The organism is Caballeronia zhejiangensis, from assembly GCF_000698575.1.
GTDB classification, from domain to species: domain Bacteria; phylum Pseudomonadota; class Gammaproteobacteria; order Burkholderiales; family Burkholderiaceae; genus Caballeronia; species Caballeronia zhejiangensis.
In genome coordinates, this window is sequence record NZ_JFHD01000008.1 from 139,683 (window position 1) to 154,184 (window position 14,502).

At 63.6% G+C, this 14,502-nt stretch carries 14 protein-coding genes; 1 reads left to right on the forward strand and 13 read right to left on the reverse strand.

The window, feature by feature from the left end; genetic code table 11:
* Positions 1-2 precede the first annotated feature (2 nt).
* The 13 genes from hutC to BG60_RS13825 form a co-directional block, all read right to left on the reverse strand.
* Positions 3-698 carry a histidine utilization repressor gene (gene hutC / locus BG60_RS13765; RefSeq protein ID WP_008353725.1) on the reverse strand — a complete coding sequence of 232 codons (696 nt, stop codon included), beginning with the start codon at positions 696-698 and terminating at the stop codon, positions 3-5.
* The gene (gene hutH, locus BG60_RS13770) at positions 695-2,224 is read right to left on the reverse strand and encodes a histidine ammonia-lyase (RefSeq protein ID WP_008353726.1); all 1,530 of its coding nucleotides are present in this window, start codon (positions 2,222-2,224) and stop codon (positions 695-697) included. The genes hutC and hutH overlap by 4 nt, the downstream gene beginning before the upstream one ends.
* Positions 2,225-2,346: 122 nt before the next feature.
* Positions 2,347-2,826: a GNAT family N-acetyltransferase gene (locus tag BG60_RS13775; RefSeq protein ID WP_008353727.1), complete on the reverse strand. Its 480-nt coding sequence runs from the start codon at positions 2,824-2,826 to the stop codon at positions 2,347-2,349.
* Positions 2,827-2,993: 167 nt separating this feature from the next.
* Positions 2,994-3,371, reverse strand: a complete 378-nt coding sequence (gene crcB / locus BG60_RS13780) for a fluoride efflux transporter CrcB (protein ID WP_008353729.1) — start codon at positions 3,369-3,371, stop codon at positions 2,994-2,996.
* 33 nt (positions 3,372-3,404) lie between these two features.
* On the reverse strand, positions 3,405-3,653 hold the full coding sequence (locus BG60_RS13785) for a hypothetical protein (protein WP_033536342.1): 249 nt from the start codon (positions 3,651-3,653) through the stop codon (positions 3,405-3,407).
* Between the two features lie 57 nt (positions 3,654-3,710).
* A complete protein-coding gene (locus BG60_RS13790; protein WP_008353731.1) occupies positions 3,711-4,529 on the reverse strand; it encodes a M55 family metallopeptidase in 819 nt (272 codons plus the stop codon).
* Entirely contained in the window at positions 4,526-5,536 is a 1,011-nt protein-coding gene (locus BG60_RS13795) for a DmpA family aminopeptidase (RefSeq protein WP_008353732.1), read from the reverse strand. The genes BG60_RS13790 and BG60_RS13795 overlap by 4 nt, the downstream gene beginning before the upstream one ends.
* Positions 5,533-6,423 (reverse strand): glutathione ABC transporter permease GsiD, encoded by an 891-nt coding sequence (gsiD, locus tag BG60_RS13800; protein WP_008353733.1) that lies wholly within the window; start codon positions 6,421-6,423, stop codon positions 5,533-5,535. The genes BG60_RS13795 and gsiD overlap by 4 nt, the downstream gene beginning before the upstream one ends.
* 7 nt (positions 6,424-6,430) lie before the next feature.
* Positions 6,431-7,351, reverse strand: coding sequence for a glutathione ABC transporter permease GsiC (gsiC, locus tag BG60_RS13805; protein ID WP_008353734.1), 921 nt, complete (start codon positions 7,349-7,351; stop codon positions 6,431-6,433).
* A 46-nt stretch (positions 7,352-7,397) separates the two neighbouring features.
* Positions 7,398-8,948 carry a glutathione ABC transporter substrate-binding protein GsiB gene (gene gsiB, locus BG60_RS13810; protein WP_008353735.1) on the reverse strand — a complete coding sequence of 517 codons (1,551 nt, stop codon included), beginning with the start codon at positions 8,946-8,948 and terminating at the stop codon, positions 7,398-7,400.
* Positions 8,949-8,997: 49 nt separating this feature from the next.
* The gene (locus BG60_RS13815; protein ID WP_008353736.1) at positions 8,998-10,890 is read right to left on the reverse strand and encodes a dipeptide ABC transporter ATP-binding protein; all 1,893 of its coding nucleotides are present in this window, start codon (positions 10,888-10,890) and stop codon (positions 8,998-9,000) included.
* Positions 10,887-11,861, reverse strand: coding sequence for an isoaspartyl peptidase/L-asparaginase family protein (locus BG60_RS13820; RefSeq protein WP_008353738.1), 975 nt, complete (start codon positions 11,859-11,861; stop codon positions 10,887-10,889). The genes BG60_RS13815 and BG60_RS13820 overlap by 4 nt, the downstream gene beginning before the upstream one ends.
* Positions 11,858-12,832, reverse strand: coding sequence for a MurR/RpiR family transcriptional regulator (locus BG60_RS13825; protein WP_034471874.1), 975 nt, complete (start codon positions 12,830-12,832; stop codon positions 11,858-11,860). The genes BG60_RS13820 and BG60_RS13825 overlap by 4 nt, the downstream gene beginning before the upstream one ends.
* A 218-nt stretch (positions 12,833-13,050) precedes the next feature.
* Between BG60_RS13825 and BG60_RS13830 the strand changes: the two genes are divergently transcribed.
* Entirely contained in the window at positions 13,051-14,316 is a 1,266-nt protein-coding gene (locus BG60_RS13830) for a mechanosensitive ion channel family protein (protein WP_008353740.1), read from the forward strand.
* Positions 14,317-14,502 lie beyond the last annotated feature (186 nt).

Sequence of the window (14,502 nt, forward strand, 5' to 3'; positions counted from 1 at the left end):
GTTCAGAAGTGTCCGGTGAATTGGTAGCGGTCGCCGGGATGCCAGAGATTCGCAACCGACGCCACCGCATCGCGCGACCACGTGCGCCGATGCAGCAGCAGACACGGCTCGTGCTCGGCCATCGCGAGCGCGAGCCGAATTTCCGCCGACGGCACCGATGCCTCGATCCGATACTCGACGCGCTGCAGCGGCGCGGCGGTCATCAGATACTGGTTCGGCGTGATCGTCGTGAAATCCTGGCGCGCGTATTCCGGCGCCAGCGCGGGATTCACGTAACGTTCTTCCATCTGTACCGGCTCGTCGTTTTCGAAATGCAGCACGCGCGAATGAAACACCGGGCTGCCGAGCGCGAGATGCATTTCGGCGGCGAGCGCTTCGTCGACGATCGACGCGCCCAAATGCAGCACCTGCGCGCGATACGTGTGACCGCGCGCGACGATTTCATCCGAAATGCTGCGAATCTCGACGAGCGTCGACGCGTATTTCGGCTGCGCGACGAAGGTGCCCGCGCCTTGCACGCGCGTCAGCACCTGTTCGGCGGTCAGTTCGCGCAGCGCGCGGTTCACGGTCATGCGCGCGACCTTGAATTCGCGCGCAAGCTCGTTTTCGGAAGGCACCTGGTCGCCCTCCTTCCACTCGCCGATATGAATGCGCTGGAGAATGTAGTCCTTGATCTCCTGATACGCGGGCGTGCTCATTCAGCTTGTTCCGACGCGAACGAGAACGGGCTGTGCCGCGCGATCGCGCCTTGCTGCACGAGCGTCGCGATCGCGGCGATGTCGGGCGCGAAGTAATGGTCGAGGTCGTAGTGCGGCACGTGCGCGCGCAGCGTCTTCATCACTTCGGCGAGCGGCGCGCTCGTCTGATGCGGCGCGCGCAGATCGACGCCTTGCGCCGCCGCGAGCAGTTCGATCGCGAGGATGTTCGCGGTGTTGCTGGCGATGTCGCCGAGCTTGCGCGCGGCGAACGTCGCCATCGAGACGTGATCTTCCTGATTCGCGGACGTCGGCAGCGAATCGACCGACGCCGGATGCGCGAGCGTCTTGTTCTCCGATGCGAGCGCGGCCGCCGTCACGTGCGCGATCATGAAGCCGGAGTTGACGCCGCCATCGCGCACCAGGAACGGCGGCAGGCCCGAGAGCGTCGCGTCGATCAAAAGCGCGATGCGGCGTTCCGCGAGCGCGCCGATTTCGGCTGCGGCGAGCGCGAGATTGTCGGCCGCGAACGCGACCGGCTCCGCGTGGAAGTTGCCGCCCGAGAGCACTTCGCCCGTATCGGGGAAGATCAGCGGGTTGTCGGAGACGGCGTTCGATTCGATCAGCAGGACATCCGCCGCGTGGCGCATCTGGTCGAGGCACGCGCCCATCACCTGCGGCTGGCAGCGCAGGCTGTACGGGTCCTGCACCTTGTCGCAATCCGCGTGCGACAGATTGATGCCGGAGCCCTTCAGCAGCGTGCGATACGCCGATGCGGCTTCCATCTGCCCGCGATGACCGCGCAGTTCATGGATGCGCGCATCGAACGGAACGACCGAGCCGGCGGCTGCATCGACGGACAGCGCGCCCGCGACGAGCGCGGTGCGGAACAGATCTTCGATCGCGAAAAGGTTGTAAAGCGCGAGCGCCGCCGACGCCTGCGTGCCGTTCAGCAGCGCGAGTCCTTCCTTCGCCTGCAGCGTGAGCGGCTTGAGGCCCGCGACCGCCAGACCGTCGAGCGCACTGGCGCGCTCACCGCGAATCGTGACTTCGCCGATGCCGAGCAGCACCGTCGACATATGCGCGAGCGGCGCGAGGTCGCCCGATGCGCCGACCGAACCCTTGATCGGGATGATCGGCAGGACGTCGGCGTTGAAGAGCGTGATGAGCGCGTCGATGACTTCGCGGCGGATGCCCGAATGGCCGCGCCCGAGACTCGACAGCTTGAGCGCCATCAAAAGCCGCACGACCGGACGCGACATCGGCTCGCCCACGCCCACCGCATGCGACAGCACGAGATTCTTTTGCAGCAGTTCCAGCTGATCGGCCGGAATGTGCGTATTGGCGAGCCGCCCGAAGCCCGTATTGATGCCGTAAGCCGGATCGCCCTTCGCGGCGATCGCGGCGACTGCGCGCGCGCTGGCATCGATCGCGTCGAAGCTGGCCGGATCGAGCAGAAGCGGGTCCGAGCCTCGCGCGATGCGGCGCAGTTGCGGCAGCGTCAGTTTTCCGGGCGTAAGCGTGATCATGGTTCGTCCTGTCTATACAAGTTAGACTCAAGTCTAATCGCGCAGAAAGGACGAAACAAGGGGTTATCCGGGATTTCACTAGGCTCGCCCCGGAAGATCGACGCGTGTTGTCTATACAGATTTCACAGATCCAGCACTTTCTCCATCACGAACTGGACAAAGCGCTGCTGCCGCACGACGACGGCGCGCGCCAGCAGCATCGTGAAACCGCAATATTCGAAGAAAGGCCGCCCCGTGACGCTCGAATAGGTATGCAGCGTCGTCAGGCCGAGCACCTCCGCTTCGGCCTCGATGCGCGCGAGCAGCGACGTCGCCACGCTTTTGCGCTGATGTATCGGATCGACGAACATCATGTCGATGAGACCGTTCTTCTCGAGATCGGCGAAGCCCGCGAGTTCGCCGTCGACAAGTCCGACCCAAGTCGGGCGGCTCAAGCGCGCGAGTTCCCATTCGTCGCGATCGGCTTGCGACCAGGCTGCGATCTGCGCTTCGTTATAGTCGGCCGATGCCGTTTCGCGAACGGCGCGTTGGAACAGATCGATTACACCGTCGAGATCGCTCGCACGATACGGTCTGACTTCGATGAGCGGCAGGCCTGGCATTTCATCACCTTCGTTACTGTCAAAAGAAAAAACCGCTGCCGAAGCAGCGAGGGTCTAGCGTTCAAAACGCGGGAAAAAAACTTTACGGGAATGAGCGGAATCGGCGCGCGCAAACGTTCAAATCGATAAAAAGACGGATGCCGATGCCGCGCCGCCGATCGGGTCCTTCAGGAAGCGACGGCCACCGTCGCGATGCCGAGCGCGGTCATCACGAGCGACGCGCCAACGTGAATCGCGATCTCCCCGAGCGCCCAGCCGAGCCGCCCTTGCTGCAGATGCGCGACCACTTCGGCCGAGAACGTGGAAAACGTGGACAGGCCGCCCATCAATCCGGTGATGATGAACAGGCGCCATTCCACCGAAATATCGGGAAAGCGCGCGAAAAAAGCGACCGCTACGCCGATGATGTAGCCCGCAATGACGTTCGCCGCAAAGGTGCCGAGCGGCAGATTCGGAAAAATCGCATTCAGGCGCAAGCCGAGGACCCATCTGAGCAACGAACCCAGCCCGCCGCCGAGCCCCACGGCGATGATCGACAGATACATGAAATGTGTTAAATCAGTTCGAAGAAAACTGCGTTATGCCCCGCGGGCGAGCCGCTCGATCAGCGCGCCACGGCTCGTCTCGACGATCCAGCCGCCCTTGTGCCGCACATGCGCCGCCCATGTGCCGTCGCGCCGCTCTTCCCAGCAACCGGCATCGTGACCGTCGATGAAGAGCGAGCCGCGCACGACAAGTTGCGGATCGGCGGGATCGAGGACTTCGTCGTCGTTATGTTCAAGCTTCACGGTATGCATGAGCGTCGTCTGCAAGCAAGTCGAAACCATGAGCGGTCTCGCGAAAGACGCCATTCTAACGATACTCGAAGCGCCTGGTTCAACCACTCACCGTATCATGAAAGACATTGCCGAAAGGCAATTGAGTATCCGCACGACATGCTCCATCGAAGGCGCATCGAAAGCGAGCGTCACGGCATCGATGCGTTCGAGCGTCGGCCATTGGCAGAAGAGATCGGCGAATGCGCTCGTTTGCGCGCGCAACTCGCAGCGGTGTTCCGTGATCGCCGGACGGCGGGCATGTCCGGAAGACGTTTCGATCGTTTCGCGCGCGGCGAGCCGGATCGCCTCGCACGCTGCGGCGGGCGTTTCGGTGACACCGCTCGAATAGCCGTGCGCCGTCTTCACGCAGAGAAAGCGCGCGCCTGGGAATGCGGGCAGCGTTTCGGCGCCGAACACGTCGTCGCCGGTCAGCAGCGCGATGCGTGCGCCGCGTTCCTCGGCAAGCCGCCCATAGAGTCCGGCCTCGCCCACTTCCTCGCCGTCGAGCATGACGCGCGCAAAGGCCGCGCTGTTGATCGTATGCGCGAGAATGCCGCGGCTTTGCGCGCGCGCGTGATAGCCGATCATGAACACGATTTCCGGCGATGCTTCCAGTCCCGCCATCATGCCGAGCGTGCGCGGCTTGCCGAGCACGAGCCGCGCGCGTTGATCGATGAGATCGGGCATCAGATTGCGAAAGCCGCCATGCGAATCGTTGATCCAGACTTGCGTCGCGCCGCCATCGAATGCACCTTGTGCGGCCGCATCGGCTTCGCGCGACATCCAGCGGCGCGCCTGTTCGTATTCCGTGTTGCCGGCGCGCGTCTGCTCCGGATGAAACACGCCCGCGATGCCTTCGATATCCACCGAGATCAGCACTTTCATGGTCGTGTTCTCAATGCGTCCTTGAGTGAGATGCGCCGATGACCGTTGCGCCCGGCGACCGTTTCCGCGCTGTAAAGCGCATCGAGGATCGCCTGTTCGGTGGCATCGGCGGCGGCTTGAAACAGCGGATCGAGACGCGCGTCGTTGATGAGCGGCGGCATCGCGATGAAGTCTGCATCGTGCGGCACGGTGTACGCGGTCGTGAAGGCGAGCGAGATGTCGCCGCTGCCGTGTCCGAAGACCGATCCGGTGCGTGCGAGACCGGCGGCGGCGCGCATCGCGAGACGGCGCAACTGACGTGCATCGAGCGGCGCATCGGTGGCGATCAACATGATGATCGATCCTTGCTCGGGCTTCTCATCGATGCTCGATTGAAGTTTGCGACCGAGCGCTTCGCCTTCGACAATCAATTGCTGCAGCTTGCCGAAATTGGCGAGCACGAGCGCGCCCGTCGTATAAGCGTCGCCGCCGATATGCACCACACGCGAAGCCGAACCCATGCCGCCCTTCAGTTCGAAGCACGACATGCCCCGCCCCGCGCCGACCGCGCCGCGCTCGAACTCGACACTGCACGCCTCGAGTGCGCTCGTGTAGTGCGCTTCGTGAATCGCGAGCGCCTGCATGTCGTTGAGATAGCCATCGTTGCATTCGAACACGAGCGGATTCACGCTCGGGTCTTCGCGTCCGATGCGCGGATTCGCAGCAATGGCCGCGCGAATCTGCGCATTGGCGAGCGTGCCGACGCCGAACGTGTTGGTCAGCGCGATCGGCGTTTCGATCACGCCAAGCTCGTCGATCTGAACGAGCCCGACGCTCTTGCCGAACCCGTTGATGACGCACGCCGCAGCGGGCACCTTGTCGCGATACACGTCGCCGTCATGCGGACGAATCACCGTGACGCCGGTCTGCACCGCACCTTGCGCAAGCGTGCAATGACCGACCGTCACACCCGCGACATCCGCGATCGTGCCGCGCGGCCCCGCGACGAGCGAGCCGATGTGCATCATGGCCGGTCGAGCTTCGGATCGAGCGCGTCGCGCAGGCCGTCGCCGAGCAGATTGAACGCGAGCACCGTGAAGAAGATCGCGAGACTCGGGAAGATGGCGACATGCGGCGCCATCGCCATGTCGGCGCGCGCTTCGTTGAGCATCGCGCCCCACTCGGGCGTCGGCGGCTGCGCGCCGAGTCCGAGAAACGACAGGCTCGCGGCCGTGATGATCGACGTGCCGATCCGCATCGTGAAGTACACGACCACCGATGAAATCGTGCCGGGCAGAATGTGCCGCGCGAGTATCGTCCAGTCCGAGGCGCCGATGCTCTTGGCCGCCTCGATATACGTGAGATGCTTCAGCGCGAGCGTATTGCCGCGCACGAGCCGCGCGAACGCGGGAATGCTGAAGATCGCGACCGCGCACACGACATTCACCATGCCGTTACCGAGAATCGCGACGACGCCGATCGCGAGCAGAATGCCGGGAAACGCGAAGAGCACGTCCGCGATACGCATCACGATGCGGTCCCACCATCCTTCGTAGTAGCCCGCGAGCAAGCCGAAGAACGTGCCGATCACCGCGCCGAGCACGACCGAGAGCAATCCCGCCGTCAACGATATGCGGCTGCCGACGAGTATGCGGCTCAGAATGTCGCGGCCCAGAGCATCGACGCCGAACCAGTGCGCAGCCGAAGGACCGGCGTTGAGGGCGTCGTAGTCGAAGTAGTTTTCCGGGTCATACGGCGCGATGTACGGCGCGATGATCGCGATCACGATCAGCAGCAGCACGAACACGGCCGCGATCATCGCGATGTGTTGCCGCCTGAACTTGCGCCAGAACTCGGTCCACGGCGTGCGGATCTCTTGCGGCGCGGTTGTCGCGCTTTCGGCTGTCACGCTCATCGCGTCCTCACTTGAAGCGAATGGTCGGATTGATGATCGCGTACAGCACGTCCACGATCAGATTGATCACGATGAACTCCAGCGAGAACAGCAGCACCTCTGCCTGAATCACGGGATAGTCGCGCATCTCGACGGCATCGACGAGCAGGCGGCCAAGGCCCGGCCAGTTGAACACCTTCTCGACGACGATCGAGCCGCCGAGCAGAAAGCCGAATTGCAGGCCCATCATCGTGACGACGGGAATCATCGCGTTGCGCAGGCAGTGCTTCACGATGACCATCGGCTCATGCACGCCCTTTGCGCGCGCGGTGCGCACGAAGTCCTCGCCGAGCACTTCGACGAACGACGCGCGCGTGAAGCGCGCCATGACGGCGGCCACCGCCGCGCCCAGCGTGATCGATGGCAGCACGTAGCCTTTCCACGTTCCGTCATCGACGATGGGCAGCCAGCCGAGCTTCACCGAGAAGATTTCCATCAGCAGCATGCCGAGCGCGAAGGCCGGAAACGAGATGCCCGACACCGCGAGCGTCATGCCCAGTCGATCGGGCCAGCGATTGCGCCACACCGCCGACACGATGCCGATGGTCATGCCGAAGATCACGGCCCATACCATGCTCGCGAGCGTGAGCCACAAGGTCGGCATGAAGCGCTCGGCGATTTCCGTCGACACGGGCCGCTTGCTGCGCGTGGACATGCCGAAATCGAAATGCACGACCTTGCCGAAGAAGCTCACGAGCTGTTGCGGCAGCGGCTTGTCAAGGCCGAGATCGGCGCGCACGAGCGCGACCGTGGCTTCGTCGGCTTCCGCGCCTGCTGCGAGACGCGCGGGATCGCCCGGCAGCATGTGCACGAAGAAGAACACCAGCACTGCGACGATGAAGAGTGTCGGCAGCAATCCGAACAGGCGTTTGGCGATGAAGTTGAGCATCGTGTTCGTCAGATAAGGCCGGGCGATGAAGCCCGGCCGTCGTCCATCACTTGATTGCGATTTCGTCGAAGTTGAACGAGCCGTCCGGCATCACGTATGCGCCCGACAGACGCTTGCTGCGCGCATACACGACCTTTTCCGTGACGAGGAAGATCCACGGTGCATCGGCCCAGATGCGTTTTTGCGCATCGGCGTAGAGCTTCGCTTTCTCGTTGCGATCGGTCGTCGCGAGCGCTTTTTGCAGATCGTCATCGACTTGATCGTTCTTGTAGTACGCCGTGTTGAAGAGCTTCGGCGGGAACGAGCCGCCGCTCAGGAGCGGCGAGATCGCCCAGTCCGCTTCGCCCGTCGACGACGACCAGCCGATGTAGAGCATGCGTACCGGCGCGGTCTTCGGATCGGGCGCGCTCTCGATGCGCTGCACGCGCTGCCCCGCTTCGAGCGCTTCGACCGATGCCTTCACGCCCACTTGCGCGAGTTGCTGCTGCACGAACTGGATGATCTTCTGCGCGGTCGTATGGTTATAGCCGGACCACAACACGGTTTCGAAGCCGTTCGGATAACCGGCTTCCTTCAACAGCTCGCGCGCCTTCGCGGGATCGTATTTCCACGGTCCGAGCTTCGGCGTCGCGTAGTCGACGCCCGGCGGCACGACGCCTTCGGACGGCACGGCATAACCCGCGAACGCGACCTTGACGAGCGCTTCCTTGTTGATCGCGTAGTTCATCGCCTCGCGCACCTTCGGATTGTCGAAGGGCTTCTGCAGCGTATTCATGCTGACGTAGCGCTGAATGATCGAAGGCGCCGCGATCAGATCGACCTTCGGACTCGACTTGAGCGTCGCGGCCTGCTCGAACGGAATCGAGAACGCGAAGTCCGCTTCGCCCGTTTGCATGAGCGCGGCGCGCGTGTTGTTATCGACCACGGGCTTCCAGTCGATCATGTCGATCTTCGGCAAGCCCTTGCGCCAGTAGCCCGCGAACTTCTTCACTTTCAGGTCGTCGGTCTGCTTCCATTCGACGAACTCGAACGGCCCCGTGCCGACCGGATGGAACGCGATGTCCTTGCCGTATTTCTGCAGCGCGGTCGGCGAGATCATCACCGCCGACGGGTGCGCGAGCACGTTGATGAACGCCGAGAACGGAATCTTCAGCGTGATCTTCACCGTGTACGGATCGACCACTTCGGTCTTCTCGATCTTGTTGAAGAGGTTGTAGCGCTTCAGCTTGTTGTCCGGATTCGTCACGCGGTCGAAGACGGCCTTCACCGCATCGGCGTTGAAGTCGGTGCCGTCCTGGAACTTCACGTCCTTGCGCAGATGGATCGTGTACACCTTCGCGTCGGGGCTCGCCTCGTAGCTCGTCGCGAGCACGTTGCGAATCTTCATGTCCTTGTCGAAACCGAACAAGCCTTCGTAGAACGACTTCGCCACGGCTTGCGAGAGCGTGTCGTTGGCGTCGTACGGATCCATCGTCGTGAAGGTCGAGGCGACGGCCATCACGGCGGTGCTTTGCGCGTGCGCAGCGACCGGCGCGAGAACGGTCAATGTGGCGAACGCGCTTGCTGCGAGCATCGCGCGCAATTTGAAGGACGGCATCGTTGGACTCCTTGTTGAAGTGCTTTTCGAGGTGCTCTTCGAATTGCTTTTAGTAAGCGCCGCCAACGTGATGCTCGGCGACAAAGTGATCAGGTCCGACAGCAACCAGTTTTGCGACGATCGGCTCATCGCCGAGCTTGCGGATCGGGCTTGGAATCTCGTCGGCGGCGAGCATGCGCTTCGCGTGCCGACGCGACGGATCGGCGACCGGCACCGCGCTCATCAGCTTGCGCGTGTACGGATGACGCGGCGCTTCGAACACCGCCGCGCGCGGCCCGATCTCGACGATCTGCCCGAGATACATCACCGCCACGCGATGACTCACGCGCTCCACGACCGCCATGTCGTGCGAAATGAAGAGATACGCGACGCCCAGTTCGCGCTGCAAATCCAGCATCAGATTGACGATCTGCGCGCGCACGGAGACATCGAGCGCGGACACGGATTCATCGGCGATCACGACTTTCGGGTTCAACGCGAGCGCGCGCGCAATCGCGATGCGCTGCCTCTGACCGCCCGAGAATTCATGCGGATAACGTTGCGCGGCTTCGGGCGGCAAGCCCACTTTGTCGAGCAGCCAGTCGACCCGCGCCTGTGCTTGTCTTCCGCTCGCGACGCCATGCACGAGCAGCGGTTCCATCACCGAAAAGCCCACGGTCAGACGCGGATTGAGCGACGCGAACGGGTCCTGAAAAATGAACTGGATATTGCGCCTGAGCGCCTGCAACGCGTGACCTTCGAGCTTGCTGATATCGCGTCCATCGAATTCGATGGACCCGCTCTGGCTCTCGACGAGCCTGAGCAGCGAACGTCCCGTCGTCGATTTGCCGCAACCCGATTCGCCGACGAGCGCAAGCGTTTCGCCAGGCCGCAAGTCGAAGCTCACGCGTTCGACCGCGTGCACTGCCGCCGTCGTTCGGCCAAAGAGGCCGCTCTTCACCGGAAAGCGCGTGACCAGATCGCGCACGCGCAGTATCGGTTCAATGGCTTCATCGACGGCGGGCTGCTTCTCCTTCTCGACCGCTTCCGACGGACGCAACGCGCTCGCATCGTCGGGCGCGATGTCGGCGGACTCGACTTCGAGGATCGGGAATTTCGCGGGACGATCGGTGCCGCGCATCGCGCCGAGCGTCGGCACGGCGGCGAGCAGCGCTTTCGTGTACGGATGCTTCGGCGCATGAAACAGCGCGTCCGATGGCGCCTCTTCCACCTTCTCGCCGCGATACATGACGAGCACGCGATCGGCCACTTCCGCGACCACGCCCATGTCGTGCGTGATGAAGATCACGCCCATGTTCATCTCGTCCTGCAAGCCGCGCACGAGTTGCAGGATCTGCGCCTGAATCGTCACGTCGAGCGCGGTCGTCGGCTCATCGGCGATCAAGAGCGCGGGCTTGCACGAGAGCGCCATCGCGATCATCACGCGCTGGCGCATGCCGCCCGACAACTGATGCGGATAGCGCGCGAACACGCGCCTCGCCTCGGGAATCCGCACGAGATCGAGCAGACGCAATGCCTCGGCGCGCGCATCGGAACGGCTCTTGCCTTGATGCAACGCGATCGCTTCCGCAATCTGGTCGCCGACCGTGAACACGGGATTGAGCGATGTCATCGGCTCCTGGAAGATCATCGCGATGTCCGCGCCGCGTACACCGCGCATCGTCGCCGACGATGCTTTCGCGAGATCGAGCACTTGCCCGTTGCGCCGGCGAAACGCGATGCTGCCCGACACGATCTGTCCGCCGCCATGCTCGACGAGACGCATGAGCGCGAGCGACGTGACCGACTTGCCCGAGCCCGATTCGCCGACGATCGCAAGCGTCTCGCCGCGGTCGACGCTAAACGAGATGTTGCGCACCGCTTCGATGGTGCGCGAGCGCGAGCGGAAATTCACGGACAGGCCGTGTACGTCGATGACGCACGCTTCGGGCAGCGTCATCATCGATAGATCGCCGTGACGGGCGCTTCGCCCACGCGCGCGAATCCGCGATACATGCCTTCCGTGTTGAACGGCAGCACGACGTTGCCTTTCGCATCGACGGCGACGAGTCCGCCGCGTCCTTCGATGCGCGGCAGCTTGTTCATCACGACATCGTTCGATGCTTCTTCCAGCGACACGCCGCGATATTCCATCTGCGCCGACACGTCATACGCCGCGAGCATGCGGATGAACATCTCGCCCGTGCCCGTCGTGGAGACCGCGCACGTCGCGTCGTTCGCATAGCAGCCCGCGCCGATCAGGGGCGCATCGCCGACGCGACCCGCCTGCTTGTTCGTGATGCCGCCCGTCGACGTCGCCGCCGCGAGATGACCGTTCGAATCGAGCGCGACCGCGCCGACCGTGCCGAACTTCTTGTCGGGATCGATAGGATCGTCCGGGCCGTTATCGAAGGCGAATTTCGTCATCGCATCGTGATCGAGCATGGTGCCGGACGTGCCACGCGCCTTCTGCCATTGCTGAAAGCGCGCTTCCGTGTAGAAGTACGACGGATCGACGAATTCGAGACCCTGCGACTGCGCGAAGGCTTCCGCGCCGGCGCCCGTAAACATGACGTGATCGCTCGCGTCGAGCACGCGGCGCGCGGCGAGCACCGGGTTCTTCACGCGCGTCACGCAACTGATCGCGCCCGCTTCGAGCGTCGCGCCGTCCATCACGGAGGCGTCGAGTTCGTGCGTGCCGGCCGCCGTGAACACCGCGCCGTGCCCCGCGTTGAAGAGCGGACAGTCTTCGAGCAGACGCACGGCTTCGGTGACGGCGTCGAGCGCGCTGCCGCCATCGGCGAGCACGCGCTGAGCCGCGCTGAGAATGTCGGTGAGCGCGGCGAGATAGCGCCCTTCCGTTTCGGCGTTCATCGCGCTGCGCAGGAGCGTGCCCGCGCCGCCGTGAATCGCAATGACTGGTGTGACCTTCATGAGTCGCGCGGTTCCCTGTGAGTGTGTCGTTTCGCGGTCGTGCGGCGCGTCGTATGAGCGGCGCGCGCATCTTTGGCGAGCGCCGGGGCGACGAGCCACGGCAACACGAATTCGGTCAATCCCGATGCCGCCTCCACCGAACGCTTCGCCCGATGCGCGACCGCATCGCACAGCGCTTCGATGACGGCGAGCACGGCGGTATCGCAATTCGCCGCGAGCCTGCGCTCGGCGCGGATCGCGAGCACGAGATCGGCGCCCTGCGCGAGCGGCGACGCGGCGCTGTCCGTCAACGCGACCACGCGCAAGCCGTGATCGCGCGCGAGCCGCGCAAGCGTGATGGTGTCGTCGACATAGCGCGGGAACGCGATCGCGACGAGCACATCGCCGCGCGAAGCCGTGAAAAGCCTGCGCGCCGCGTGCGACGGCCCGCCCATCAGCGCGAGCGATTGCACGTTCGCGCAATACGGCGTGAGACCGTGCTCCATCAGGCCGGCGAGAAACGCGCTCGCGCCGTAGCCGATCACGAAGACGCGCGGCGCGGCGAGAATCGTATCGACGATCGCTTCGGCCCTCGCGCCATCGACGGATGTTTGCGCGAGACGCAGATTCGCCGCCGCCTGTGCAAGCGATGCATCGAATACTTCGGCGCCGCTCGCCGGCGATTCGAGCGCGGTGCGCAAGCGCTCGACCGGCGCGATGGTCGCCTCGAAGCCGCGCACGAGCGCCTCGCGAAACGCGGGATAGCCGGAGAATCCGAGCGCACGCGCAAAACGGTTCGCCGTCGCCACCGACGCGCCCACCGCGCCCGCCAGTTCGTCGATACGCATCGTCGCCGAGCGGAACAGATTCGCGAGCACGAACGCCCCCATGCGCCGATGGATCGGCGTGAGCGTCGGCATGGCCGCCGCGATGCGCGCGGAGATCAGATCGTCGGCGCTCGCCGGCGCACGGACCGATAGTGAACGGGACATGAAATGCGCTGCGCCCTCATGGCGATTGAACGCGATGAAAGTATATTTACTCGAAAATCCGGCCAAAAAAAATTCATTTTCATCGAACTCGGGTTTTCGATAAGGCGCGCCACGGCCCGCAACTCGGCCGCATCCGATGCCTCGGACGCGCACGATCATGCACAATACGGAGCGCGTCGCGATGCAAGATCGCGCGTCTTCAGTCCTCCACGATCCCTATGAATTTCGATTTCCTGCCCGATCCGCTGCCGCATCTGCTCGCCATTCATCCGTGGGCGCAAACGGTCGCGGGTCTCGTCGCGCTCGCGCTGATCGCGCTCTTCGTGCAATGGGTCGTGGCCCGCATCGTGCTCCATGTCGCGCATCGCCTGCTCGTGCTCGCGGGGCATCAGAAGTGGGACCGCGCGTTCATCAAGCATCGCGCTTATCACCGGCTTTGGTATGCGGTGCCGTTCGCGACGGTCGCGCTCGGCATCGACGAAGTGCCGCGCATCGGTCACTGGGCGACGATCATCGGCCGCGTCGCGCACGGCGGCGCGTGGATCTGCATGTTCTTCGCCGCGGGCAGCGCCCTGTCCGCGTGGCAGGACGTTTATGCGGAAAGCAAGGAAGCGCAGACACGCTCGATCAAAGGCTACATCCAGATCGGCAAGCTCGGACTCGCGCTCGTATGCGGCGTGCTCGTCCTGTCGATACTGATCGACCGTTCGCCGCTCTGGATGCTCTCCGGTCTCGGCGCGCTCTCGGCCGTGCTGCTGCTCGTGTTCAAGGACACCTTGCTGTCGCTCGTCGCGAGCACGCAACTGACGTCGAACGACATGCTGCGCATCGGCGACTGGATCGAAATGCCGCAAGCCGCCGCCGATGGCTTCGTGAAGGACATCGCGCTGCACACCGTCAAGGTGCAGAACTGGGACAACACCGTGACCACGGTGCCGACCTACAAGCTCTTTTCGGAGAGCTATCGCAACTATCGGCACATGTTTGAATCGGGCGGGCGGCGCATCAAGCGGACGATGCGTATCGACGCGCAATGCGTGCGCTTTCTCACCGAGGAAGAGACTGCGCGCCTGAAACGCTTTCGCCTGCTGCACGATTATCTGGAACAGAAGCAGACCGAGGTGGAGCAAACCAACCGCAATCTCGGCGAACTCGCGAACGAGCCCGCGAACCGGCGGCGGCTCACGAACATCGGCACGTTCCGCGCGTACGGGCTTGCGTTTTTGCAGCGCCATCCGGAGATTCGCCAGGACATGGCGATCATGGTGCGAATGATGGAGCCGCAATCGGACGGCATCCCTGTCGAGGTTTATTGCTTCACCGCGACCACCGCGTGGACGCAATACGAGCGCATTCAGGGCGACGTCTTCGATCATCTGCTCTCGATCCTTCCCGAGATGGGCCTGCGGCTTTATCAGGCGCCGTCGGGCAGCGACTTCTCGGGCGTCGCGGGCCGCCTGCGCGGCGAAATGCCGATGCTGTAACGCGCGCAGGATTCGCCGTCGAAAAGAATCAGGCAAGAATCCGCCATTTTTGTGTATTCACGTTGACGCTTCCCGTCCGTACGATTCAACCATCGCCGATGCGCCTTTTTTCCGCGGTTTCGCAGCCGCGGTGAAGTCGTTTTTTCTCGCGCATCGCCATTCAATCGTCATAAAAGGAAAACTCAA

What these genes read in the sequence shown, in the direction of transcription:
- hutC (WP_008353725.1), bottom strand. Translation starts at nt 698, where the DNA reads ATGAGCACGCCCGCGTATCAGGAGATCAAGGACTACATTCTCCAGCGC.
- hutH (WP_008353726.1), bottom strand. Translation starts at nt 2,224, where the DNA reads ATGATCACGCTTACGCCCGGAAAACTGACGCTGCCGCAACTGCGCCGC.
- BG60_RS13775 (WP_008353727.1), bottom strand. Translation starts at nt 2,826, where the DNA reads ATGCCAGGCCTGCCGCTCATCGAAGTCAGACCGTATCGTGCGAGCGAT.
- crcB (WP_008353729.1), bottom strand. Translation starts at nt 3,371, where the DNA reads ATGTATCTGTCGATCATCGCCGTGGGGCTCGGCGGCGGGCTGGGTTCG.
- BG60_RS13785 (WP_033536342.1), bottom strand. Translation starts at nt 3,653, where the DNA reads ATGGTTTCGACTTGCTTGCAGACGACGCTCATGCATACCGTGAAGCTT.
- BG60_RS13790 (WP_008353731.1), bottom strand. Translation starts at nt 4,529, where the DNA reads ATGAAAGTGCTGATCTCGGTGGATATCGAAGGCATCGCGGGCGTGTTT.
- BG60_RS13795 (WP_008353732.1), bottom strand. Translation starts at nt 5,536, where the DNA reads ATGATGCACATCGGCTCGCTCGTCGCGGGGCCGCGCGGCACGATCGCG.
- gsiD (WP_008353733.1), bottom strand. Translation starts at nt 6,423, where the DNA reads ATGAGCGTGACAGCCGAAAGCGCGACAACCGCGCCGCAAGAGATCCGC.
- gsiC (WP_008353734.1), bottom strand. Translation starts at nt 7,351, where the DNA reads ATGCTCAACTTCATCGCCAAACGCCTGTTCGGATTGCTGCCGACACTC.
- gsiB (WP_008353735.1), bottom strand. Translation starts at nt 8,948, where the DNA reads ATGCCGTCCTTCAAATTGCGCGCGATGCTCGCAGCAAGCGCGTTCGCC.
- BG60_RS13815 (WP_008353736.1), bottom strand. Translation starts at nt 10,890, where the DNA reads ATGATGACGCTGCCCGAAGCGTGCGTCATCGACGTACACGGCCTGTCC.
- BG60_RS13820 (WP_008353738.1), bottom strand. Translation starts at nt 11,861, where the DNA reads ATGAAGGTCACACCAGTCATTGCGATTCACGGCGGCGCGGGCACGCTC.
- BG60_RS13825 (WP_034471874.1), bottom strand. Translation starts at nt 12,832, where the DNA reads ATGTCCCGTTCACTATCGGTCCGTGCGCCGGCGAGCGCCGACGATCTG.
- BG60_RS13830 (WP_008353740.1), top strand. Translation starts at nt 13,051, where the DNA reads ATGAATTTCGATTTCCTGCCCGATCCGCTGCCGCATCTGCTCGCCATT.